Genomic DNA, 23,447 nt, shown 5'->3' with positions numbered 1-23,447 from the left:
TCGTCCGTCAGCCAAAACAGGTCGCTCATTACCAGTCTCCTCACGGAGCCTGAATCAGATCGCGACGCTCACATCAATGGGTCCTGACCCTAGGTAGGCTTCCGGACCTTCGCACCCGCCTTCGACGGTGACAGCCCGGCCGCGAGCGCGATCTGACCGAGTTCGGTCAGACTGCCGGCCCCGAGCTTGCTCATCACCTGAGCACGATGCAGTTCGACGGTCCGCGGACTGATGCCGAGCGCTTGGGCGATGACCTTGTTCGTTCCGCCATCAATCAACCCGACGAGCACCTCCCGCTCGCGTGAGGTCAATCGGCCGATCTGCGCACCGACTTCCTGGTCTCGCGATGGCGGACCTGTCGTCGGGTGGCACTCCGCCAACGCCGCTGCGAGCCTCTGCCGCAGCAGCGCCTCTTCGTCGAACAGGAGATAGTCGATCGCACCGGCCTTCATCGCGGCCACCGCCGACGCGGCGCCAGCCTCCGGCTCGTCCATTGCTATCGCCGGCAAGGTGATCGATCGGGCCTTGAGTTCACGCGGAATGGAGAGGCCTTCGTCCCGCGCTTTGCGAAGGTCGACCAGCACGCAGCCCGGCGCCAGGACCGGCGCGATGTCGAGGAAAGCACCCGCACTTTCGAAAATCCGGGCCCGGTAGTCGGTCGCGCGAACCAGCCGGGCGAGGCGACGCGCCTCGGATGGCTTGGCGCTGACGATATACACCTGCCGGCTGTCCTCCTGCGTCAGGTCTTCGGCGATACCGCCGATGCGCATGATCGCGCCGTGGTCGTCCCGGATCGGGAAACTCGTGTCGCGTAGCCACCGCACGCCGCCGTCCTTGGGCCGGACGATGCGATATTCGTATTGTGTGACCTCCCCGGACTTCACCGCTTCCAGGGCCCGCGCGACAGCAACCCGGTCGTCGGCGTGGACATTCTCCATCCATGCCTCGAGCGTGACGGGCGCCTCGCCACCAGGGATTCCCCAGATCCGTTCGAAGGCGGCGCTGCGGTAGATGATCTCGCCCACGGCGGGATCGACGATCCATAACAAGTTGCTGCTGTTCTCCGCGAAGCCGCGGAACTGCGCCTCGCTTGACCGGACGGCCGCTTCGTTCCGCCGCTGCTCGGACACGTCGAGAGCCGCCCCGATGAAGGCCGTCGGGCGGCCGCGTTCGAAGCTGGTGCGGCCGGAGGTGGCGATGTGGCGGAGGACGCCGTCGTCGCGTCCGATCACCCGGTATTCCACCGAATAGCGACCATCGCCGACCGGATCGACGCAGGCGGCGATCGCGTTGCGCACCCGCGGCAGGTCGTCGGGATGGATGCCCCTCTCGTACACCGCCATATCGACGGGTGCGCCGGGCGGCAGGCCCCACATCGCGCGCAAGCGGTCGTCCCAATCGAGCGCTCCCGTGACGGGATCCCAGGCGTAGATGCCCAGTTTTGCCAACTCGGTGGCGGCCCGCAACCGCGCCTCGTTACGCTGGACCTCCTCCTCGAACGCGCGCCGTTCGCTGGTGTCCCGTGATACGCCGACGACGAGTTCGACCGCGCCGTCCTCGTTCCGTACCGGTCCCCAGAGATAGCTGAAGTAGGCGGCGTGACCGGTGGGACTTTCATAGAACACCTCGTCCTCGATCGTGACACCGTCCCTGAAGATCCGGTCGATATGATCGTTGAGGTGGGTAGCCAGGTCGGGCGGGTAGTCGAGATCGGCGAGGGTTCGCCCCAGCAGGTCGTCGCTGGCAAGCCCGTATAGCCCGAGCATCACCGGATTGGCATAGACGAACCGCCGATCTGCATCGAACGCATAGACATAATCGGGGATGGACGACAGCGTCGCTTCCACGAAGCGGGCCTGACTCGCCAGTCTCGCGGCCGCCGCCTCGATCTCTTCGCCCGCGCGCTTCAGATCGTCGATGTCCTGTACCACGACGATGGCCTCTGCGTGGTCGGCGTCCTCGGGATGGAAGGGCACGGCGCTGATCCTCATCCAGCGCTCGGGTGCGTCCCCGGGATCATAGAGGAAGTCGATGCCGGGCATCACGCACTCGCCACGCAATGCGCGCGAACCCGGGTAATCGCCGGGTTTCACCAGTCGACCATCGGCGTCGTAGGCGCGCCAACGGCGCATCTCAGCCACCTCGCGCGACGGCAGGCGGTTGAGATAGCCGTACGTCCGAAGGCATTGGTTGGCGAGGGTGAGGTTGCCGTCGCCGTCATAGACGCCGACACCGAGCGGCAGGTTTTCGAGAACCGACGCGAGCAACAGGCGCCCGTCCCGTAGCGCGCGTTCAATCTGGTCCACAGACGGCGCGTCGCGCGCATTTTGCTCAGAAGGCCCGTTGTCTGACATTGCGCCGGCTCTCCTGCAGGTGATTTGCCGGCATGCCGGCAAGCTCTTTTGGCTGGGTAAGGTTCCCTAGGGATCGTCCGTATGGGGATGAACCGAGCCATGGGGCAGTCGGACGGCATCCGATCAAGGAGACCGGCATGAAAGCCCTGGTATGGCACGGCAAGGAGGACATCCGATACGACACGGTGTCCGATCCTGCGATCGAGCATCCCCGCGATGCTATAATCAAGGTTACGAGTTGCGCAATATGTGGCTCAGATCTCCACCTTTTTCATAACCTTGTGCCCGCGATGCTGCCCGGCGACATCATGGGCCACGAGACGATGGGCGAGGTCGTGGAGGTCGGCAGCGACGCGAAGGGATCGTTGAAGAAGGGAGACCGTGTCGTCATCCCCTTCACCATCCAGTGCGGCGAATGCGACCAGTGCCGACGCGGCAACTTCTCGGTGTGCGAGCGCACGAACCGCAAGAAGGAACTGGGCGACAAGGCGTTCGGTCATGCCACCGCCGGCCTGTTCGGATACACCCACCTGACCGGCGGCTATCCAGGTGGTCAGGCGGAGTATCTGCGGGTGCCCTTTGCCGACACCACGCACATCAAGGTGCCGGGCGGTATCGATGATGAAAAGCTGCTGTTTCTGTCCGACATCCTCCCGACCGGGTGGCAGGCCGCGGTGCAGGCCGACATCCAGCCCGGCGACACGGTCGCGGTCTGGGGCTGCGGCCCGGTAGGGCAGATGACGATTCGCTCGGCGATCCTGCTCGGCGCCGAACAGGTGGTCGCGATCGATCATCTGCCCGAACGCCTGTCGATGGCGGCTGCGGCGGGCGCGATCACGATCAACTTCGCGGAGGAGAGCGTCGTCGACCGGCTCAACGAGCTGACCGGCGGCAAGGGGCCGCACAAATGCATCGACGCGGTCGGCACCGAGAGTCACGTCAATTTCGGCCAGCCCGACACGGTGCTCGATCGCGCGAAGCAGATGCTGATGATGGAGAATGATCGGCCGCACGTGCTGCGCGAGATGATCTTCGTCTGCCGCCCCGGCGGCGTCATCTCGATCATCGGCGTGTACCTGGGTCTCGTCGACAAGATCCCGATGGGTCAGGCGATGAACAAGGGGCTGACGTTCCGCATGGCGCAGGCGCACGTCCCGCGCTGGACCGGCGACCTGCTCCGCCGGATCGAGGAAGGCCAGATCGATCCCTCGTTCGTCATCACGCACAAGGTCGATCTGTCCCAAGGTCCCGAGATGTACGCCACGTTCCGCGACAAGGCGGACGGCTGCATCAAGGTCATGCTCCAGCCCTGAAGGACGCTTTCCATGACACTCACCAACATCACCGGCATCGCCCGGTCCGAGGGCGACCCGCGCGTCGAGCGCAAGGGACCGAGCTCGATGCGCGGTGCTGACCGTCTCGCCCGTGCCCTCGGCTGGTTCTCGATCGGCCTTGGCCTCACCGAACTGGTGGCGCCGGGACGCCTTGCCCGCGCCTTGGGCCTGGAGGGCAAGGAAGGCCTGATCCGCGCCTACGGAGCACGCGAACTGGCGAGCGCGATGCCAACGCTGTCAATCGACAAGCCGATCGGGCTGGCCGCGCGGATTGGCGGCGATGCGCTCGATCTCGCAACGCTCGCTACGGCGCTCGGCCGGGACAATCCCAAGCGCCGGAATGCCGCCATAGCGACCGCGCTGGTCGTCGGCATCACACTGCTCGACGTGGCCGCTTACACCGGCGTGAAGGCCGCCCATCGTCGCTCTCCCGGCGACGACCGCGACTATTCCGACCGCTCGGGGTTTCCACGGGGCGCGCAGGCGTCGCGCGGCCTCGCGCGCGAGGACTTCAACATTCCGCCCGACTATCGCGCCGAAGGCACGGTCGCGGACGCGCTGCCGGTGCTCGCGTTGTGAGCACCCCGGCCTCGCAAATGGCGCTCGACGCCTCCGCTCGCGCGGCGGTGACGGTCGGCCGCCCCACCGGGGAACTCCGCTCACTTTGGCTGGATCCAGCCACCCAGTCACGCATCTGGGCACATTTCGCCGATGTGACCCCGCTAGACGATCGCACGTTCGACTGGGTCGCTCGCGGCCCGGCGGGCGGGGAGTATCGGTGGAGAACCGAGGTCGCCGACGCTGTTTCGGACGATGTTCGATGGTCCGCGATGGAGGGCGCAGACGTACCGAATACCGGACTGCTGATGTTCCGACCGGCACCGGGTGACCGCGGCACCGAGCTTCATCTGGACGTGCGGTTCGATCCGCCCGGCGGAGCCGTCGGTGAGGCGATCAGCAAGCTCTTCCACATCGCTCCCGCCGAAATCGCGCGCAAGGCGCTCTACAGGTTTCGTGCGCTTGCCCTAACCGGCGAGATCCCGACCACCGAACCCCAGCCCGCCGCCCGTAACGGCGGCACCGATCGCTAGGAGCCAAGCCGATGCGCGCACTCTGCTGGAACGGCGTCAACGATCTACGGGTCGAGACGGTCGCCGATCCCGAGATCCTCAATCCGAAAGACGTCATTCTCAAGGTCCGGCTGACCACCACCTGCGGATCGGACCTGCACCTGATCGACGGCCTGATCCCGACGATGCGCGAGGGCGATGTCCTCGGCCATGAGTTCATGGGCGAGATCGTCGACGTCGGCCGCGACGTGACCAAGGTGAAGCGCGGCGACCGGGTCGTCGTGCCCTCCTTCATCGCCTGTGGGCAATGCTGGTATTGCGCGCACGACCTCTATTCGCTGTGCGACACCAGCCATCCTAAGCCGGAGCTGCAGGAACCGCTGCTCGGCTATCCGACGGCCGGTATCTACGCCTACTCGCATGCCTTCGGCGGTTACGCGGGCAGCCACGCCGACTATGTCCGCGTGCCGTTTGCCGACACCGACTGCTTCGTCGTGCCGGACGGCTTGGCCGACGAGGATGCACTGTTCATCTCGGATGCCGCTCCGACTGGGTTCATGGGGGCAGACTTTTGCAACATCCAGCGTGGCGACGTGATCGCGGTCTGGGGGTGCGGCGGCGTCGGTCTGATGGCGCAGCAGAGCGCGATGATCCTCGGTGCCGAACGCGTGATCGCGATCGACCAATATCCTGAACGGCTCGCCGTGGCCGAGGCGTTCGGTGCCATCCCGATCGACTTCACCAAGGTGGATGTGGTCGATGCGCTGAAGGAGCTGACCGCGGGCCGCGGCCCAGATGCGTGCATCGATGCCGTCGGGATGGAAGCGGCGGGCACCGGTTTGCAAGGCGCGTACGACCGGGTGAAGCAGGCGCTCTACATGGAGACGGACCGCGGCACCGCGCTGCGCCAGGCCATGCTGGCCGTGCGCAAGGGGGGCACGCTGTCGATCCTGGGCGTCTACGGGTTGATGGACAAGTTCCCGCTCGGGCTGCTCATGAACAAGGGCGTGACTGTGCGCACCGCGCAGCAGCATGGCCAAGCTTACGTTCCGCGGCTGCTCGAACATGCCCTACGCGGCGAGCTGAAGCCTGCGGCGCTCGCCACGCACCGCTTCTCCCTCGAGGACAGCCCCAAGGGCTATCACATGTTCAAGCACAAGGAGGACGGCTGCCTGCGGGCGGTGTTCGCGCCATAGAGCAGCCGCGTTCTGACGATGACGACAACGCCAACAGAATAGCGGAGAGCCGCACCGACTCCCCATGCTGTAGGCCGATGAGCCGTGCACACTTGCTGGGCCGCGCAAGCCGTCGGCCGGACCATCGACGATCGGATGATCGACACGAGGAGGCGAACATGACGGCCGGACAGGGTATCGGGACGGCGCTGATGCTCCTGTTTCTCGCCGATGTCTTCCTGACCGTTCTTTACGCCCGCGCCGGCACGGGATTGCTGGCGCCGCGCTGGAACCGCATTGTCTGGGCGTTGCTGCGCGGCCTTGCCAAGCTGGCCGGGCGGCATCGCAGCACCGCGCTCAGCTTTGCCGGCCCGCTCATCGTGGTGTCGCTGATCGCCTTCTGGTCCTTCGGCCTTACGCTCGGTGTGGCGCTGATCGTCCAGCCCGAGCTCGGCATCGCGATCCGACCATCGAGCGGCGAAGCGCCGACCGATTTCGTCACCGCGCTCCTCGTTGCGGGCAACAGCCTCTCGATCGTCGGCGGCGGCGACTATTCGCCACATACCACGGGCACCCGGTTTCTATTTCTTCTCAATTCGCTGATCGGCGCCTCCGTGCTGTCGCTGGTGTTGAGCTACCTCGTCCAGGTCTATTCGGGGCTGCGCGAGCGCAACGCGCTTGCGCTGACGGTCGATTGGATGACCGATGGCACCGGGGATGCGGCCGTGTTGCTTCACCGGCTCATGCCCCGTGGTGAGGCGGGGGATGCGACCAACGAATTGAGCAGCCTTGCTCGCTCCTTGGCCGCGATCAAAGAGGCGCATCATTTCTATCCGCTGCTCTTCTACTTCCGCTTCGAGGAACCACGCTACGCGGTGTCGAGGCTCAGCTTCGTTCTTCTCGACGCGACAACATTGATCGAATGCGCACTCGATCGCAAACATTACGCCACTGTTGCGGCGTCAGCCCCGGTCGCTTCCATCCGCCGAGGCACCCTTATGCTGCTGGAAACGCTCGACTCCCATTTTCCGACGGCCACTGGCCATAGCGAGGACGCGGAAATTGGTTTGCGCCTACGTCAAAGCTATGTCGCTGCGGAGCGGACGCTCGCCGGTGCTGGCATCGCGGTGCGAACGGATGGTGTCGATGCTTATGTCGCAGGACGAGAGAAATGGGAACCGCTTGTCGGTCGCGTGGCTCCGATCCTCGGTTACACCATGGCAGAGATCGACCGGCGCACCAGCAACATGACCGATCTATTGGCCGGACCGAAGTGACGGTATGTCCCGCCCGTCTTCGCACCATGTGACGATGTTTGCGCCCGCCGATCTCCATTCGCTGGAAATTTCAGGCGTGATGGACGCGTTTCACGAAGCGAACCGCCAGAGCGGTCAACCACTCTATGACCTTTGCGTGGTGGCCGAGACTTGCGAGCCGATCCGCTGCGCGTCGGGGGTGCGGATCGTGCCCGATTGCACGATCGACGATGCGCCCGCCGCGGCTGACACTGTCTTCATCACCGGCAGCTACGGCATACCCGAGACGCCGAGCGACAGGGTTCTTGCCTGGATCGGCGAGCAGGCCCATGCCGCCCGTCGTTTTGGAGCAGTCTGTACCGGCACCTTCCTGATCGGCGCTGCGGGATTGATCGACGGGCGGCGGGTGACGACGCACTGGGACTATGCCGACGCACTTGGCGCGCGGTATCCGGCGGCACGCCTCGATGCGGATGCGATCTTCATTCGCGACGGCGCGCTGTTCACCTCGGCCGGGGTGACCGCCGCGATCGATCTCGCGCTGGCGCTGATCGAAGAAGACCACGGACGCGATCTTGCGATGGCAATCGCGCGCCACATGGTCATCTATCTGAAGCGCCCGGGCGGCCAGTCGCAGTACAGCGTCCACCTTGTCGCGCAAACCGGCCGTCGCACGCCGATCGAACAGGTCCAGCGCTGGGCGGCCGAGCATCCCGATGCCGATCTGGGTACGGCCGCACTGGCGGCACGGGCCGCGATGAGCCCGCGCAACTTTACGCGTATATTTCGGCAGGAGACGGGCGCGACCCCCGCCGAATTCGTCCAGCGCCTCCGGATCGACTTCGCGCGACGGCTGCTTGAAGAGACGGACCTGCCGCTGGCCGCGGTCGCCCGTGCGGCGGGCCTGGGCACCGCGGCATCGGCGCGGCGGGCCTTCCTGCGCGTGCTGGGTATCACCATGCGCCAGTATCGCGACCGCTTCTAGGCTCGCTTGGCAAGGGAACCTGAGATTGTCCGGATCGGGACGCGCTTTGGCCGGATCCGGTCCCGGGCCTCGGTTGTCGGCAGTCCAGCCATGCCGCATAAGCGCCTGTCCTTGTTGCGCTTTCTTCCGCCCGTCCGCGTGGCGGTGTGGCGCATCCCAAGCCAGTAGCCATGCGTCATGCTTCGTCTGCCGTTCCTCAACCATCGACCAGTGCCGTCAGCCGATCCCGAAACCGGGGGGATCGCGCCTGAGCTGTTCGCGCAGCTCGCCAACCATGCCGGCGACGCGATCCTTATCGCGGACATCGGCAAGCCTGGTCAGGCCATCGTCTATGCCAATGCCGCGTTCGAACGGCTGACCGGCTATCGACCGGATGAGGCGATCGGCAAAAACTGCCGCTACCTGCAGGGCGCCGACCGCCTCCAGCCGGAAATCGATCACATCCGCGAAGCAATCGCCACTGGCACCGATTGCGAGGTCCGCCTGCGCAATTATCGCAAGGATGGCACCCTGTTCTGGAACCATGTGCGGCTGACGCCGCTTGGACCACGCGGAACTCCGACCCATTATGCGGGCGTCCTGCGCGACGTGACCGATCTTGTCGAAGCGGAAGCGCGGGTCGAAACCGTCACTAACCGCGACGCGCTGACCGGCTGCCTGAACCGCGACGGATTGCTCGCTGCGTTGCGGCCACTCTGCGCGAATAATCAAATCCTGTTGGTGAAGGTCGACATCGCCCGTTTCCACGACATCAACAGCGGCTATGGCTATGATCTGGGGGATGCGATGCTGCGTGAAGCCGCGCGGCGGCTCGGGACCTTGGATGAGGGCATGGTCGCTCGCGTCGGCAACGATCAGTTCGCGATCGTCTTCACTCTCGGCAAGGATGCAAGCCCTGCGAACCTCCTCGCGCGCATCGCGGACGGGCTGGGAACGCATTACGACCTGCCTGGTGCCGCGCTGACGGTCCGGTTCGCAACCGGCTATACAGTGGGCAGCCCGGGCGACGATCCGATCATGTTGGTGCGGCAGGCCGGGGCGGCGCTGGCCCAGTCCAACGCCTCGCCCTTGCGCGAACCGTGCGCCTTCGCCCGCGAAGCCGAAAGGGATGCGTTCAACCGCATCCGGTTGACGGCGGAGCTGCAACAGGGACTCGCCGCCGACGAGTTCCTGTACCATTATCAGCCCAAGATCGACCTCCAGACCGGAGAGGTCGTCGGCGCCGAGGCCCTCCTGCGCTGGCGGCACGGCCTGTTCGGACTGCAATCGCCGGACAGGTTCGTGCGGCTGGCGGAGGATACGGGGCTGATCCTCGACATCGGTGCGCGCGGGTTCCGGCAGGTCGCCGACTTCGCCGTGCGCGTGAACCGTTTTCGCCGCCGGCCGCTGCGGTTCGCGATCAACGTCTCGGCGATCGAGTTCACGCACCGTGACATGGTCGCCTTCATCCGTGACGTCGTGGAGCAGACGGGCGTCGACCCGTCCTGGCTGACGCTGGAGTTGACCGAACGGCTGATCGCCACCGATTCGCCCGAGATGCTCGCGATCTTCCAGCGCGTGCGTGAACTCGGCGTCGGTCTGTCGATCGACGATTTCGGGACCGAATATTCCAGCCTTCGCTATCTCGAACGGTTTCCGGTCACGGAGGTGAAGATCGACCGCAGCTTCGTCGCCGACCTCCATCACCACACCGCCAAGCGGATCATCGTGGGCGCGGTCATCCAGCTCGGCGGCGAACTGGGCATTGATATAGTCGCGGAGGGGATCCAGCAGGAAGACGAGAGGGCGATGCTGCGCGCCATGAACTGCAAGCTCGGCCAAGGATACCTGTTCAGCGGCCCCCTCAGCGAAGACCATTTCGCCGCGCTCGCCCGCGATGGCATCCTGCCCGGGTCGGGGCGGGTCTAGACCGCGATTTTGCTGCCCGACGCTTCTTCTTCTGCGGGCGCAGTTCCGCAACCGAACGGTTGCACCCTGAGCCGCAGCGCTATCCGGATGAACGAGCGACGGCTTTAGCGGCGCAGCTTTCAGCGTTGGCGTGGCCATTTTCAGTTGTCCCGTTGACAGCGGGCGGGCTGATGTTCAGCGGAAGCGAACATTTGATGGCTCAGTACGCCAGCGTCGGCTCTTGTCAAAAACTGCCGTTTATCGAACCAGCTTGGAACGTCGACTTAGTCCCAAAGGTGGGCGCCCCTTGGGACGCTTCAGTGCCGAGCGATATGAACCACGATGACTTCGGCGTCACGCCGTCAGCGCCTGAACGGCAATCATAAGGAGGCACTTGTATCGCCAAATTGCCTCGGAACCGGAATTTTCTAATGATCTGAGTGGCCGCCGCTCTTATCCGGGGGACGGCGAAATAAGTCCGGCCCGAAAGCGCTGGACTCCTTTTGACAGGAAAGTCTCGAGAAAAAATCCCTTCGCCTTGGGGGGACGCGCTGTCGCGAACCTGTAAATTCCGCCCTCTATGTCCGTTCCGGGAAGAACCGGGCCGGGGGGGCGAGCCAGACATGGCGTCGCAATTGCTCGCCGGGAACTGCCGGTAGAAGGTCGAGAGGCCGACGCCCAAGAGCTTCGCGATCCGGGCCGGCTTCTCGCCCACGGCGAGCAGTTTGCGGGCCGTGTCGATCCTATCAGGCGTCATCACCAGCTTGCGCCCTCCCCCCGTGCTGCCCTTCTCGCGTGCTGCCGCAAGTCCGGCGATCGTCCGCTCCTTCACCAACTCGCGTTCCATCTCCGCGACCGAGGCGAGGATGTGGAACAGCAGCCGACCCGATGCCGTCGACGTGTCGAACCCGTCCGTCAGCGATCGAAAGTCGATGCCGCGCGCCGACAGGTCCGCGGCCAGCGCGATCAGGCCCTGGATCAAGCGGCCGAGCCGATCGAGCTTCCAGTTACCAGCGTGTCGCCGGCGCGTGCGAAGCCCAGCGCCTCGACCAGCCCCGGCCGGTCGATCTTCGCGCCGCTCGCCTTGTCGGTGAACACCTTCTCGCACCCGGCCTTTGCCAGCGCATCGAGTTGCAGCTTCAAATCCTGATCGGCCGTCGAAACACGCGCATAGCCGATCAGCATCTTTCCCGTTTCCCTGTCGAAATCGGCAGTTTCGGGAATTGTAAATCGGGAACAGGTTTTGGGAAAGCGAAACCCGCGGGCGTCCGTCAGCGCGATCGGCGGCCGGACATTCCCGCCACGGTTCCCAATCGGGAATACGCTGCTGCATCAGGGCGCCTTCAACGAACGAAGAAGGCGGTATGCGCGACGCCAGCATTGTTGCTGGCAGCGATCCAGCCCGTCACCTCGATCTCGTAAAGGCCGGCTTCCCTCGCTGGCACATCGGCCGTGAATATGGCGGCATCAGGATCGAAGCGCAGCGGGATGCGACGCGGCGCACCGCCGTTCGTCGTGACCATCGCCTCAACCTCCGTCTCGCTCGCCCGCCACGGACCGTTCTGCGAGATTGCGCAGCCGCAGAGCATCGTCACTCCGACCCGAAGCTTCACCGTCTCGCCGGCCTTGACCCAGCGGTAGGCGATCGGATCGGCGATATCGACGATCAGGCCCGGCAGCTCGATCAGCCAGCCATCGCCGGCAGTAACGTCATGGCCGGGCAGCACCCATTGCGTGCTGGTCGCGGTGGTCGCCGCCTGTGCCTGGCTCAAGGGACCGGTCACCGTCGCGGTGATCCGTCGTGGGCGCGCGATATCCAGCGTCGTCCGAAAGGCCGCCGTATCGGCGCTGGCCCGCTTGCCTCCACTGTTCCTGCCGCCGGTCATGATCCGTTGCGTGTCACCGGTTGTGCCGGACGTGACGCCGCGTGCCAGCGTCTCGCCGGTGTCCGGGTCGGTCAGCGTCACGCGCACGGGCATCGTGTAGCCGCCCAGGAACTTCGCGCCGCGCGCGATCACGCGAACGTCGACCCTGGTCGGTTCCGCTGCGGCGGGTCGGGTCGCCAACAGCAGCATGGCGGTAGCGCTCAGCAGGCGCGGGAGCAGATACATCATGATCGTCCTTGGTTGAAGGGCTTGCACGTCACCGGGGACGGGTCGGATGGTCCAGGTCGTTCAGCGTCGCTTTAAGGCGGGCGTTTGACGGATCGAGCGTCAACGCCCGCCGGTAGCTCTCCCTCGCCTGGTCGAGTTGGCCGGCGGTACGATGAGCCTCGCCCAGGCTGTCATGAGCATTGGAGGAATTTGGGAACCGCTCCGCATTCCACCGGAACACCGGCAAGGCGGCGTCGGCATCGAGGATGTTCATGGCGTCGTAGCCGACGCGGTTGACGGTCGCTTCAAGCCGATCGGCCGGGATCGTGGCCGCGACTGCCGCCACGGCTTGGTCCCACCGGCCGGACACCAGGCCCCGGTATAGAGCTTCTTCCTGCTCCTCGCCTTTCCGCGCGGCCCCCGGCATAACGCGATCGGCAATGAGAGTGGCCAGGCGATGCCGGTCGAACGTCGTGCGCCCACCATTGTCCAGATAGATCACGGTCGCGCTGTCGTCAGGATCGGCGTGCCGGAAGAAATGCCGCCAGACGAGACGCACATCGCCGCCATGCCCGACGATCGTCACGTCGTCGTGCCGGAAATATTCCCAACCGTGTGTGTGCCACGCGGCATCGCCCGAGGGCATGGTGAAGGGCGACCAGGATTCACGCAGGTCGGTAAGGGGAATGAGCCCTCCCCGGAGCAGTTCCTGCGACCAGCGGACCAGATCGGGCAGCGTCGCGAAGACGCCCCGCGAGCCGAAAGTATAGGCCGGCCACGACGGCGAGACGTAGGGCAGCGGCGGCCGAGCACGTCCGGGCGCAGGACGGTAGCTCGAGACCACATCCTTCAGCCGGGGTTGTCCCTCGACATGGTAGCTGGTCCTTCGCATCCCGACGCTGCGGAACTGATGCTCCACCAGAGTCGTCAGCGGTGTCCGCGTCGCCTGTTCGAGCGCCTTTCTGGCGAACAGGAAATTGGTCTGGTTGTAGTCGTTGCGCGTGCCCGGTGCGAAGCGAAGGGGAAGCGCTTCGATGGCGGCGAACGCCTGGTCCTCGGTCGGCGCGACATGATCGGGAATATAGTCTGGCAGGCCGGAAACATGGGCGAGAGCCTGTGCGAGGGTGATCCTGGTCCACGCCTCGGGCAACCCGGTTCGTATCGCGCCGAGCGGTTCGTCGAGGTCAATCAGCCCAGCCTGTCGCGCCTTTAGCAGCTCCACGACGAGGAACAGCTTCGAGATCGAGAAGAGCGGAAAGACCGAAGCGTCGGTGATCGGTGCGCCCGTTTCGCGATCCGACAGCCCTGCGTGGCGGGAATAGACCAGTCTGCCCCGGCGCAACACGGCGACGGAGTACCCGACCGTGCCATAGGTGCGCGCCGAAACGTCGAGCAGGTCGTCGATACCGGTGGAAGCCGCCGCTGCACCCGCGGTTGTGGACCACGTCAGAGATGCCACCAGCCCAGTCAGGCCGGCACCCAGCACGGTTCGCCGGTCGGGGGCGGCGGAGAGGATTGTCTGCGGCAAGACTGGCCTTTCGGGATGATGCGGGCGATGCCGCGATCGATTATCCTGCCCCCGCTCCCGACGCCGCATGACAATTCGTGACCTGATCTGACATATTGCGATCGAACCTGTTTTCCCGCGCTTTTCCGGTAACCGCCATGATCCGCTTCGCCGACTTCGACCTCGATCCCGCCGCATTGCGGATATGCCGTGATGATGCGGTGCTCGACGCATCGCCCCAGACCGTCGAGGTTCTGGCCTTTCTGATCGAGAACAGGGAGCGGACGGTCGGCCGATCCGAATTGCTCGATCGGTTCTGGCCGCGGTCAGGCACGGGCGGGGATGCCGCCCTCAACACCTGTATTCGTCGCATCCGCTCCCTGCTCGGTGACGACGCTGACACGCCGCGCTTTGTTCAGACCCGGCCAAGGTCGGGCTATCGCTTCATCGGTACGATCGACGCGGACGATCCAGAGGCTGGACTAGAGAGGCCAACTGCCGGAGGCCGTCGCCCGATCGCGGCCGGGGCCGTGCTGACCGCAATCGCGATCGGGGGCGCAGTGTGGGCGCAGGGAGCGATGTTCCCGACCCGGCACAGGATCGCGATCGAGCCGGTGAAGGGGCTATGCGAGTATGTGCTGTTCCCGCACTTCAATGCCGGACTTCGCGAGAGCTTCATCGCCGAAACCAGCCGCCGCCTGCCCGCCAACTACTCCGTGGCGGCCAACGGGCAAAAGGCTGATCTTCATGCGCGGGTCAGCGTGCGCCAGACGCAGCAGCGGACAACGGTGGTTGTGACGCTCGCCGAGGACGGTTCGGATCGCGTGCTATGGTCCGGCCAGTTTGCCGCTCCCACCGACATGCAGGATTATGTGCCGCTTCAAGGCAGACTGGCGAGGAGCATGGCGACCGATCTTGCGCGGGCGGTGGGTACGGCAAGTTGATATTCTCCGCCACCGTTTGGCCGGACTTTTCACTAGCCTTGAGTTTCGAGAACCGTTTTGCGTTCCCAGTTCTCGATCGTTTTCGGGACGGCTGTGGCTTACCGAGCGGCAGTTATCCGCTGTGGGGATCGCGATAGCTGGTGGGGAAGAAAGTCCCCAATATTGATCGCCCAAGCGGCCGAGGTTCCGTCTAGCGCCGATGGCGTGACAGGAACGTCCACATCGCCTCATTGTCGACGACGGACCAGCTGTGTTGTCCGCCGCGTGTCACACGCGCTGCAACCGCCGCTCCGTCTGGGCAGCGTGCATAACCTTGCTCGTAGATCGTAGCGCTTAGATTGCGAGCGTAAGGCTGGGAGCAGCCGTTTAGCATGGCCCAGCGTTGTAGGGCCACGGACTGGGCATATTGCCAGTAGGAGGCACCCCCTCCGTTGATCGGGTTTGTGGAATCCGCGTCGCCAGCAAAAGCGAGAAGGGGCATCGGCACTTCCGGGCGACAGGTCGCGGGATCAGCTTGCGTTCGATCGGACGCGAGCGGGCGTCCGGCGCGCAGCCCGACGACTGGCGCAATCGCAGCGAAACGTCGAGCGGCGACGCAGCCGAGCCAAGACGCCATCCGCCCGCCGCCCGACAAGCCGGTGACGTATATGCGTGTGCCGTCGACACAGCCGGTTGCGACAAGCCGGTTGGCCAGGCCCGTCAGATAAGCCACATCGTCGCGTGCGCCCTTTGGCGGCAAGGCACCCGTCACAGTAGGGACACCAGGGATATTCCAGACAAAGCCATGAGCTGCTGCGATACCGCCGTCAGGCGCTATGACGACAAAGCCATGCCGATCTGCCGTGTCGGCAAGATGGCTATCGCGTAGTATCTCTGCCCCGGTGCCTGTGCTGCCGTGCAGCAGAATCACGAGTGGCATTGGCTCTACTGCGGGGGGCATGGGAAGGTAGACCGATGCTCGATCGGGTAGGGCATCGACGTCACCAAGGCGGCACTCGGCATGAGCGACAGCCGCACAAAAACAAAGGCTCAGGGCAATCAGAAGACGAAGAACCAACATAATTCCGATCCCCGAGGTCAGCCCTTTTGCCTTCAAAAGCGATTACAACATCGTTGGATGAGTGTCCAAAGTCGGGCGGCAGGCGTGGCCGCCGTGACGACCGGCTGTAGGTCTAGCTCGCCGGGCAAGCACGGATTTGCGCGGTCCGTGGCGTCATCCTATGATCTCATTGCTGCGAAAAACGGCGGCGTGGTTGCGACCACCCCCACGCACACGCCGGCTCAATTGTCGGCCAGCGGCTCCACTCATGTCGTCGCGGCACTGTCCGCGAGACGAAGGAGCGCGAACAGCTGAAAGCAGACGTTACCATCATCGGCGCAGGGCTTGGCGGCTTGGTGCTCGCCGGCATGTTGCATCGCCAAGGCGTCAAGATCGCCGTGTACGAGGCGGAGGCGTCAGCGGATGCGCGTACTCAGGGCGGGTTGCTCGACCTTCACGAGCATAGCGGGCAGCGGGCGCTGCATGATCTGGGGCTTTACGAAGCATTCCTCGCACTGGTGCGGCCGGGCGAGGATGCAAAGCGGGTCGTCGACTGTCAGGGCACGGTCTTGCTCGACCGTCCGGGCGACCTCGCCACGGCCCGTCCGGAGGTTGATCGCGGCGAGCTACGCCGGATGCTGCTGGACGCCTTGCCGCCGGATGTCGTGCGGTGGGGGCATAAGGTCGCTTCGGTCCGCAAGACGGGGTGCAGTCGCCATGCGGTGGCGTTTGGGAACGGCTCGGCGGTCGAGACTATGCTGCTGGTCGGCGCGGATGGTGCATGGTCACGGGCGCGCACGGCCCTGGCGGCCTATGAAAAGGAGCTGTTCGCACGCAGCTGTCCAGTTGCGCACCTCAGCGCCAGCAACCTCGCGCGCTTCTTTGGTCCTGATGCGCCGATGAGCGTAGTGGACCTGTTCGCCAACGGATGAACGGATGTCGGGTTTTGGGAGCGCTGATCTCACCCTGAATGGCGACTTGTGGGTCGATCCGTCAAACCGGATCGGTTCAGTGGCGCTTCGCTACTCTGCAGCCGTCGCGGCCCGGTGCCCGTAGCTGAGGACGCTGGTGATCCGCCAGGCACCATCCTGCTTGGCCCAGACCATCACGAACTTGGCGATCCCCTCGCATCGTCCCGTCGCCAGGTCACAGAAGCGGTGTTCGCCTTCCTCGATGGCACCATAGTCCTTGATCGGATAGACGCGGAACGTCGCCGGGATCAGCTCGCGCTTAACCTTCCCGCAGATGTATTTGCGGACGCCGTCCACCATCGCGTCACGCTCGAATGTCGCACCGCCGGCGTCGTGGTAGAAGGCGACCTTCGGATCGAAATAACCGGAGAAGGTCGGCAGGTCGCAGCGGTTGTAGGCGTCGAACACCTTCGCATCGAGCGTGCCGATCTCGGTCGTCAACGGATCGGCCGGGGACGGCACGGACGTCGCGAGCAAAGTTGCGGCAACGGCGATGGCGGTCATCATGCTCATGGTCCTGTCAGTTCATCTGGCCGCGAAGGAAGGCGATCAGCTTCGGATCGCTCCCCGTACGTTCGAGGATGGGCAGGATGACCCGCCATCCGTTGTCGCTGTTGGTCAAAATAACGATGCCGTCGCCGCTCGCGCGATCGATCGCGGCGAAGGTGAAAGCCCCTGCATCCTTGCCGGTGTGGAGCATCGTCGTGCCATCGCGAAAACCGAGAAGCTGCCAACCGAGGCCAAAGCCGGTCCAGGGCGGACAGCTGGCCGCTTTCGATCCGGCACATATTTCGGGCGTCAGGTCGGCCTGCGATTTGCGGCGCTCCGCCGCTAAAGACGCAACCAGACCCCGGTCGTTGCGGGCATCAATGAGAAAGCGAGCATAATCACGCGCTGTCGCATGGGCGAGATCGGCAGCGTTGTATCGCGTCACCCGCTCGACCGGCAGCGGCTTGCCCGCGTCGTCATATGGCACGGCAATCGGCACCGTCTCGCCTTGCGCCGACACATAGCCCGAGGCGCGCATATGGGCGGGGGCGAACAGCCAGCGACCAGCAAGCGTCTCGAACGATTGTCCGGTGCGATGCTCGGCATAGCGCGTGGCATATTGATACCCCTCACCCGAATAACCGGTCGTCGTGCCAGGATCATGCTCGAACGCCAGTCCCTTCGCACCGCGCCAGTTCGGCAAGCCGGTGCGGTGGCTCAGCGCCATGCGGACCGTCAGCTTCATCCGCCGGGGATCGCCCGCAAGGTCCGGGTCGCTCCAGTAGCGCTCCATCGGTTCATCGAGCGACAGCTTGCCGGCCGACGCCAGTCGCAGGATGACCTCAGCAGTCAGCGGCTTCGTCAGCGAAGCGAGATTGTAGGGCGTGGCAACGGTCGCTGCACGGTTCGAGCCCGCCATGCCCCAAGCCTTAGTCGAGACAATCTGTCCGTTGCGGATAACGGCAACCGACGCGCTCTCCACGCGCTGCTCTCGCAGGATTGCAGTCATATCCGGCAGCACGGAGTTCGCTCTGGCGTCCGCCATGAAGACGGAAGCCGTCAGCGCCACCAAACCGCCGTAAACCGCCTGCTTCAGCACACTGACTGTATTAATCATATGCAACAGCTAGCGGTGTCTAAGCACGGCCGCAATTAGGATCTTAATGCCCATCGAGGTGGGGGACATGAGAACTCCGTGGAATTGTCGAAACGCCAACCTTTTGGAGAAGCTCGCGGGTGATGGAGGAGGGCAAAGGCTTTGTTCTTCCGCCGCGGCCCGCATTAACGGATGGCAGAAAGCGGGGAGTGAAAAAGAGCCGCGAACGACCGGAAATGGGTCATTATGCCAGCCGACAAGCATGACGCGAGTATAGCCTAAGACCGAATGCCCGCCCAGGATCGCGATGCGGCTAGGAGAAAGGGCAAATGTCCCGGCAACGTACTCTTTGCCATTTCAGTTAAACTGTGTTAGTATAATAATACACCAGGCCCTTGCCTGGTGCACCTACCACATCGGAGATCGTCATCATGCCCCACCCTGCCCGGGTGCTGGAGCGGGCGGACGTGCGTCGTTTGCTCGACGCCGTCAGCCAGCACCGGCACGCGCTGCGCGACCGTGCGCTTGTGTTGTTGAGTTTCAAGGCGGGCTTACGCGCCTGCGAAATGTCCGGCCTCGACTGGTCGATGGTCCTGACGCCCAAGGGCGGGATCGCCGACCAGCTTTATATCGCGGCCAGCATCGCCAAGAATGCTGCCGCCCGGCGGGTGCCGGTGCATCCCGACCTGGCCTATGCGCTGCTGGCACTGCACCGGTCGCATGACCGCCCTCGCGCCGGCCCCGTTATCCGCTCGGAACGCGGGTGCCACATGACCCCGCGTAGCATCGTCAACTGGTATGCCCGGCTTTACGACCGGGTGGGCCTGGACGGCTGTTCGTCGCATTCGGGCCGTCGTACCTTCATCACCCGGTCCGCGCGGCTGCTCGCGCGTACCGGTGGTTCACTGCGTGATGTCCAGGAACTGGCCGGTCACCGCCGCCTGACGACCACCGAGCGCTATATCGAGGGCGACCGCGCCGCCCAGCACCGGCTGATCCGCCTCGTCTGAGGCAAAGCCCCCTTCCCCTTTACACTCTGGCTTATTGGAGAATTCGCATGACCGCGAAGGATGACGCGCGTCCCCAGGACAGCGCGGCCAACCCCGTTACCGTCTTGAACGATGCCTTTCGCCGCAACCCCAGCAGGGGTGCGATGGTCGCCACCGCTGGCGTCATCGGCTTGGGCGCAGGTGCCCTGCCCGCCATCATCGGGATGGTGCGCACGTTCGATGCCTTTACCCCAGACAATGACCCATATGGCGAGCACGACTTCGGCGTGCTCGAATGGCAGGGGCACCGGCTGTTCTGGAAGATCGACTGTTTCGACAAGGCGATGGTGTTTGGCTCACCCGATCCGGGTGACCCGGAGGTCACCACCCGGGTGCTGACCATCATGCTGGCGGAGGAATGGTGATGGCCTGCCCCCTGCCCCGCCCGCCGTGGCGGCAGGGCCAGCTCGACGGGCTGTGCGGGCTATATGCCGCCATCAATGCGCTGGCCTATGTGCTGGCCCCAGTTGTCACCGTTGACCGGCGCGGGGCGGCCCGCATGTTCAAACACGGGCTGGCGCATATCGCTGAACACGTGCCGCTGACCACCGCCGTGCGTGACGGCATCGACCCCGATCCCTGGGTCGCGCTGGTCACCCATTTGGCCGAGCATGTCGCAGCCAAGCTCGATGTGCCCATCAGCGTCGCCCTGCCCTTTGCCGGCAATGCCAAGGCGGGCCGCGATGAATGGCTCGACCTTGCCCGCAGGACGATCGACGCCGGTGATGCACTGTTGCTGCTGCTGGCGGGCGAGCACCGCCACTACACCATGGCGGCCCGGCTGACGCCGCGCCTGCTCGGGCTACACGACAGCTCAGGCCTGCAACACCTGCAGTTGTCGGCCACCGGTATGGGTAGCTCCAAGCGCCGCCACCGTATTCAGGCGGAGTGGACCATCGTGTTGGGCTTGCGCCCACACCGGGTGCGCGAGCGGCCAGGGTGAGCCTGAGACTTGCCTTTTCCCACTCGTGAACATTCGACCCGAATGTCACCAGTTGGGTCACACCATAGATACCCGGTGCAGCCTGGCCTGCTTGCTTTGCCATAGGCGGGCCGGTAGCACCGTGATTGCGCTGCGTGAAAGCCGCAGCGTGGGGCGTGAGAACCCCTCTGAATCGAACTCGGTCGCCAGTTTTGGAGGCCGGGTGGCATGCGCGCATGTCCAGTCGGCTCCGGCCGATAAAGGCGCATGCGCTCGTTGATTCGGCGGGTTCTCAACATCCGGCTTCGGCCGTCGCCCCGAGAGGACATAGGGGTGACGCGAGCGTCGAAGCCAGTGCCACCCCCTTTGCAACGGGGGAATGATCATGAACCTATTCCGTTACCGCGCCAGACATGCACGCCGGGTTGCGGTTTGCGCGGCTGCGCTGGGGGTCGCACTCGCCGGCACGGCTGCAGACACCAAGACGGCCAAACGCCGCCCTCCTGCCGTGTCCGTCGCTCAGGCCAGAGCCGACCGCGAGCAGACCGATGTCATGCCACACAAACAGTTTTTCGAGCGCTGGGTCGACTGCTTCAACGCCAAAGGCTCAGCCGCCTTCGACATGGGCAAGGATGATCTTCAAACAGCCGATCTGCTTCCTGCAGCCTGTAGCCAGGAACGGGCTGACCTCCGCCGGTCGTTGACCCTCGTCATGCCGCCCCTCCGCGCTGACAAGGTCATCGCCAGGATCGATGCGATCTTCGCCGATCAGCTATCTACCGCGTTTCTGAAATACCGGGTTGAGGCCATCGACAAGGCTGGCCCTCGCACCGTTGGGGCGTGGAAGCTCTATCCCATCCGCTACAATGTCTGCTTGGCCTCCTACGAGGCCCTCCAGCAAAAGGTCAAAATCAATTACGTCCGCTGGGAGGGGCCGGTCGAGGTCGTCATCCAGATGATACCTGCCAAACCCATGGCCGCCAGCAAGGGCACGGGGACGATTGATCTCTACGGAGCGCCCAGCCGCACGCCGCGCACCACTAAGGCCAACTGGGTCGCCAAAGGGTCCGCTGTGCAATGGACCTTTGAAATCGGTGCGCAAGACGAAGATTTCGTGATGCAGCTCCATCAGCTGGTCTTGTCGACCCACACGACGCTGGACCGCATCGACGTGCCGCCCACCGACGCTGCCGTTTGGGTATTCCTCCAGGAGTGCAGCGATCCGCGAGATGCCAAACAGCCCTGACCCCGCAGCTTAGCCCAAAAACGGCTGCGCAAGGCATAGGCTGACCGTCTCCCATCCCCCCGGTTCTCTGTCTCTTTTGGAAAGGCACATCCATGCCCCGACATCATCTCGGCTGGGCGACCAGCTTCGTGCTGCTGGCCGCTGCCCCGGCAGCCTATGCCCAATACACTACGACCAACCCACAGACGGTGGCTGATACCGGTCGCTTGTTCGACGAACCCTTCCGCCCGCTAACCCGAGGCTGGATGATGTGTGCTGCTACCGAAGGCGTACGCCTCATCGAAGCAGGCCAGACCGACTTGGCTGCTGCGCAACCGGCACGCATGGCCTGTACACGCGAATGGGCAAATCTGCGGGGCGTGGTCGGCAAAGCCATTGGCCTGCCCCGTGCTGACCGCGCGCTGGGCCAGCTGTTCGAGAGCTTCAAGCTCAAGCTGCGGGGCGACTATCTGGCCAGCCGGGTGGCGGCCATCGACGCGGATGGTCCCCTCACCCTGGGGGCTTGGGCCATGTACCCCATCCGCCGCGGCATCTGCTATGTCCGCACGCGTTCGTCGGATCGGCGCTATGAGTACAAGCTCGGGCGCACGGACGGTGATCCTACCCTGCTCATCACCGGCCATAGCCGGGGGTCGGTAACGCAGGGTGAAACCCGCGCCACCCTCGACATCGTCAGCCCCGACAGCATCATGTCCCGCGCGGTCGACATTAGCTGGAAACCCGTCGACTCCGATATCCAGTGGCAAATCCTGCTCGCTGAGGATCAGCTGACCGCCCTGACCCGGGCGACCAGCATCGCCTTGCGTTCGGGCGGCACCGTCAACCGATTCCCCTTTCCCGACCTGCCCATGTCAGCGCGCGACTTCATCAGCATCTGCCCGGCACCGCTGCCCCGGCACTAGTAGTCCATGCCGACGATGCTTGGCACGCTCCACCGCCCGCCCTCTCCCATCCACCAGTCCAATGCCCTGTGAAAGGCGCAACGCCCATGTCCAAAGCCATCATCATACTGGGCGCAGGTCTCATCCTGCTGCCCGGCTGCAAGCCTGCCGCAAACGACGCCACTGCTCTGCTCAAAGCCGGTGATGCGCGCATCTGCGTGGCACCCGAAGTCGAAGACACGCTGCGCGAGATGATCGCACCCAAACCCGACCTGGCCAAAGCCTATTCGGTCACCTTCAGCGATGCCACGCTGGAGAGCTACGATCCTCAGGTGCACAAGGCCCTGTGCAACACCCGCGTGACGGTCCAGGGTCCCGGCGGAGGGCTGATCGACCATGCCCCGCTCAACATCTCCGTCTCCCCTTCGGCGAGGGACGATGGCCAGTTTCTCGTCACCGCCCAAGGCGTTGATGCCTATCATCAGCAGTTGGTCGACGATAATGCGGTACGGGCGGAACAGGCCGCGTCCCAGGAAGCCGACAAGGTTGCCGAAGAAAAGCTGACCGCGCTGGTCAAACCCGGCTGGCTGATTGGACGCTGGGTCGGTGCCAAGGCTGGCAGCGACGCATGTTCTCAAAAAGGCTATTTCGGCTTCGTCAGAGGCGGCGTCGCAGACTTTGGCGACGGAGCCAGCTTCCGCTGGACGATGCAGGGCCGCCGGGTCAGCATCATTGGACCGAGCGGCAGTTGGTCGTTTGATATCACAGACGCCGACAACAACACCATGTCTACGCTCTTCGACGGTAGCGAAACGCAGGATTTCCGACGCTGCGCACCCAGTGAAATTCAGGCCGCCGTTCAAACCGATCCCGAAACCGATACGACGCCATCCGATGATGCGCCTAGCGGAGACACACCTATGCCAAGCATGGGATAGGTGACCCACATTCGGCCATTCAGGGCGCCCAGAGCGCTTCCCAGCTTCGGTCATTCGTTCATGTCGATCAATTGGGTCTTCGGCTTTCGTTGGCTCGGCGGTCGGAATGGCAAGGTTTGGGCGATTGTGTTGAAGAAGTCGGCGTCTGGCGCGGAGATAATCGGCGGCTGGTCTGCGCTGAAAGCCGCTGACTGGCTCAGGCAGGTAGCGG

General features: G+C 64.5%; 21 protein-coding genes and 1 pseudogene. 15 read left to right on the top strand and 7 right to left on the bottom strand.

Annotated elements, in window-relative coordinates:
- Positions 1-89: 89 nt before the first annotated feature.
- Entirely contained in the window at positions 90-2,354 is a 2,265-nt protein-coding gene (locus GGR45_RS18600; RefSeq protein ID WP_175310298.1) for a PAS domain S-box protein, read from the bottom strand.
- A 137-nt stretch (positions 2,355-2,491) separates the two neighbouring features.
- Between GGR45_RS18600 and GGR45_RS18595 the strand changes: the two genes are divergently transcribed.
- The 7 genes from GGR45_RS18595 to GGR45_RS18565 all read left to right on the top strand — a co-directional run bounded on the left by GGR45_RS18595 (position 2,492) and on the right by GGR45_RS18565 (position 10,082).
- Positions 2,492-3,667, top strand: coding sequence for a zinc-dependent alcohol dehydrogenase (locus GGR45_RS18595; RefSeq protein ID WP_175310297.1), 1,176 nt, complete (start codon positions 2,492-2,494; stop codon positions 3,665-3,667).
- 12 nt (positions 3,668-3,679) lie between these two features.
- Positions 3,680-4,267, top strand: a complete 588-nt coding sequence (locus GGR45_RS18590) for a hypothetical protein (RefSeq protein ID WP_175310296.1) — start codon at positions 3,680-3,682, stop codon at positions 4,265-4,267.
- Positions 4,264-4,779: an SRPBCC family protein gene (locus GGR45_RS18585; protein ID WP_217497831.1), complete on the top strand. Its 516-nt coding sequence runs from the start codon at positions 4,264-4,266 to the stop codon at positions 4,777-4,779. Before GGR45_RS18590 ends, GGR45_RS18585 begins: the two co-directional genes overlap by 4 nt.
- Before the next feature lie 11 nt (positions 4,780-4,790).
- On the top strand, positions 4,791-5,954 hold the full coding sequence (locus tag GGR45_RS18580) for a zinc-dependent alcohol dehydrogenase (RefSeq protein ID WP_175310295.1): 1,164 nt from the start codon (positions 4,791-4,793) through the stop codon (positions 5,952-5,954).
- 158 nt (positions 5,955-6,112) lie between these two features.
- Positions 6,113-7,210 (top strand): two pore domain potassium channel family protein, encoded by a 1,098-nt coding sequence (locus GGR45_RS18575; protein ID WP_175310294.1) that lies wholly within the window; start codon positions 6,113-6,115, stop codon positions 7,208-7,210.
- Between the two features lie 4 nt (positions 7,211-7,214).
- Positions 7,215-8,174 (top strand): GlxA family transcriptional regulator, encoded by a 960-nt coding sequence (locus GGR45_RS18570; RefSeq protein WP_175310293.1) that lies wholly within the window; start codon positions 7,215-7,217, stop codon positions 8,172-8,174.
- Between the two features lie 177 nt (positions 8,175-8,351).
- A complete protein-coding gene (locus tag GGR45_RS18565) occupies positions 8,352-10,082 on the top strand; it encodes a putative bifunctional diguanylate cyclase/phosphodiesterase (RefSeq protein ID WP_175310292.1) in 1,731 nt (576 codons plus the stop codon).
- Between the two features lie 616 nt (positions 10,083-10,698).
- On the opposite strand, the pseudogene GGR45_RS18560 reads toward GGR45_RS18565, so the two are convergent.
- From GGR45_RS18560 to GGR45_RS18550, 3 genes and pseudogenes are all read right to left on the bottom strand, one after another.
- A pseudogene (locus GGR45_RS18560) lies at positions 10,699-11,246 on the bottom strand (recombinase family protein); the annotation flags it as partial.
- A gap of 158 nt (positions 11,247-11,404) precedes the next feature.
- On the bottom strand, positions 11,405-12,175 hold the full coding sequence (locus GGR45_RS18555; protein ID WP_175310291.1) for a hypothetical protein: 771 nt from the start codon (positions 12,173-12,175) through the stop codon (positions 11,405-11,407).
- 28 nt (positions 12,176-12,203) lie between these two features.
- The gene (locus GGR45_RS18550) at positions 12,204-13,682 is read right to left on the bottom strand and encodes a serine hydrolase (RefSeq protein WP_175310290.1); all 1,479 of its coding nucleotides are present in this window, start codon (positions 13,680-13,682) and stop codon (positions 12,204-12,206) included.
- Positions 13,683-13,819: 137 nt separating this feature from the next.
- Here GGR45_RS18550 and GGR45_RS18545 point away from each other — a divergent pair, with 137 nt between their 5' ends.
- Positions 13,820-14,605, top strand: a complete 786-nt coding sequence (locus GGR45_RS18545; RefSeq protein ID WP_175310289.1) for a winged helix-turn-helix domain-containing protein — start codon at positions 13,820-13,822, stop codon at positions 14,603-14,605.
- A 190-nt stretch (positions 14,606-14,795) separates the two neighbouring features.
- On the opposite strand, the gene GGR45_RS18540 is transcribed toward GGR45_RS18545, so the two are convergent.
- Positions 14,796-15,665, bottom strand: a complete 870-nt coding sequence (locus GGR45_RS18540; RefSeq protein WP_175310300.1) for a CE1 family esterase — start codon at positions 15,663-15,665, stop codon at positions 14,796-14,798.
- A 224-nt stretch (positions 15,666-15,889) separates the two neighbouring features.
- Between GGR45_RS18540 and GGR45_RS18530 the strand changes: the two genes are divergently transcribed.
- A complete protein-coding gene (locus GGR45_RS18530) occupies positions 15,890-16,576 on the top strand; it encodes an FAD-dependent oxidoreductase (protein WP_343051222.1) in 687 nt (228 codons plus the stop codon).
- A gap of 90 nt (positions 16,577-16,666) precedes the next feature.
- On the opposite strand, the gene GGR45_RS18525 is transcribed toward GGR45_RS18530, so the two are convergent.
- Both GGR45_RS18525 and GGR45_RS18520 read right to left on the bottom strand, forming a co-directional pair.
- Positions 16,667-17,122, bottom strand: coding sequence for a nuclear transport factor 2 family protein (locus GGR45_RS18525; protein ID WP_175310288.1), 456 nt, complete (start codon positions 17,120-17,122; stop codon positions 16,667-16,669).
- A 13-nt stretch (positions 17,123-17,135) separates the two neighbouring features.
- Positions 17,136-18,221: a serine hydrolase domain-containing protein gene (locus GGR45_RS18520; RefSeq protein WP_175310287.1), complete on the bottom strand. Its 1,086-nt coding sequence runs from the start codon at positions 18,219-18,221 to the stop codon at positions 17,136-17,138.
- A gap of 410 nt (positions 18,222-18,631) precedes the next feature.
- On the opposite strand from GGR45_RS18520, the gene GGR45_RS18515 reads away from it, so the two are divergent.
- From GGR45_RS18515 to GGR45_RS18490, 6 genes are all read left to right on the top strand, one after another.
- The gene (locus tag GGR45_RS18515; protein WP_175310286.1) at positions 18,632-19,210 is read left to right on the top strand and encodes a tyrosine-type recombinase/integrase; all 579 of its coding nucleotides are present in this window, start codon (positions 18,632-18,634) and stop codon (positions 19,208-19,210) included.
- Positions 19,211-19,257: 47 nt separating this feature from the next.
- Positions 19,258-19,614: a DUF3768 domain-containing protein gene (locus GGR45_RS18510; RefSeq protein WP_175310285.1), complete on the top strand. Its 357-nt coding sequence runs from the start codon at positions 19,258-19,260 to the stop codon at positions 19,612-19,614.
- A complete protein-coding gene (locus tag GGR45_RS18505) occupies positions 19,611-20,192 on the top strand; it encodes a hypothetical protein (RefSeq protein WP_175310284.1) in 582 nt (193 codons plus the stop codon). The genes GGR45_RS18510 and GGR45_RS18505 overlap by 4 nt, the downstream gene beginning before the upstream one ends.
- A 364-nt stretch (positions 20,193-20,556) precedes the next feature.
- Complete coding sequence (locus GGR45_RS18500; RefSeq protein WP_175310283.1) at positions 20,557-21,417, top strand: hypothetical protein; 861 nt, start codon at positions 20,557-20,559, stop codon at positions 21,415-21,417.
- A gap of 92 nt (positions 21,418-21,509) precedes the next feature.
- Entirely contained in the window at positions 21,510-22,319 is an 810-nt protein-coding gene (locus GGR45_RS18495) for a hypothetical protein (RefSeq protein ID WP_175310282.1), read from the top strand.
- Positions 22,320-22,405: 86 nt separating this feature from the next.
- Positions 22,406-23,236: a hypothetical protein gene (locus GGR45_RS18490; protein ID WP_175310281.1), complete on the top strand. Its 831-nt coding sequence runs from the start codon at positions 22,406-22,408 to the stop codon at positions 23,234-23,236.
- Positions 23,237-23,447 lie beyond the last annotated feature (211 nt).

Source organism: Sphingomonas zeae, assembly GCF_014197135.1.
GTDB classification, from domain to species: Bacteria; Pseudomonadota; Alphaproteobacteria; order Sphingomonadales; family Sphingomonadaceae; genus Sphingomonas; species Sphingomonas zeae.
The sequence above is the reverse complement of the archived record's forward strand: the minus strand, read 5'-3'. Positions and strand labels throughout refer to the sequence as shown.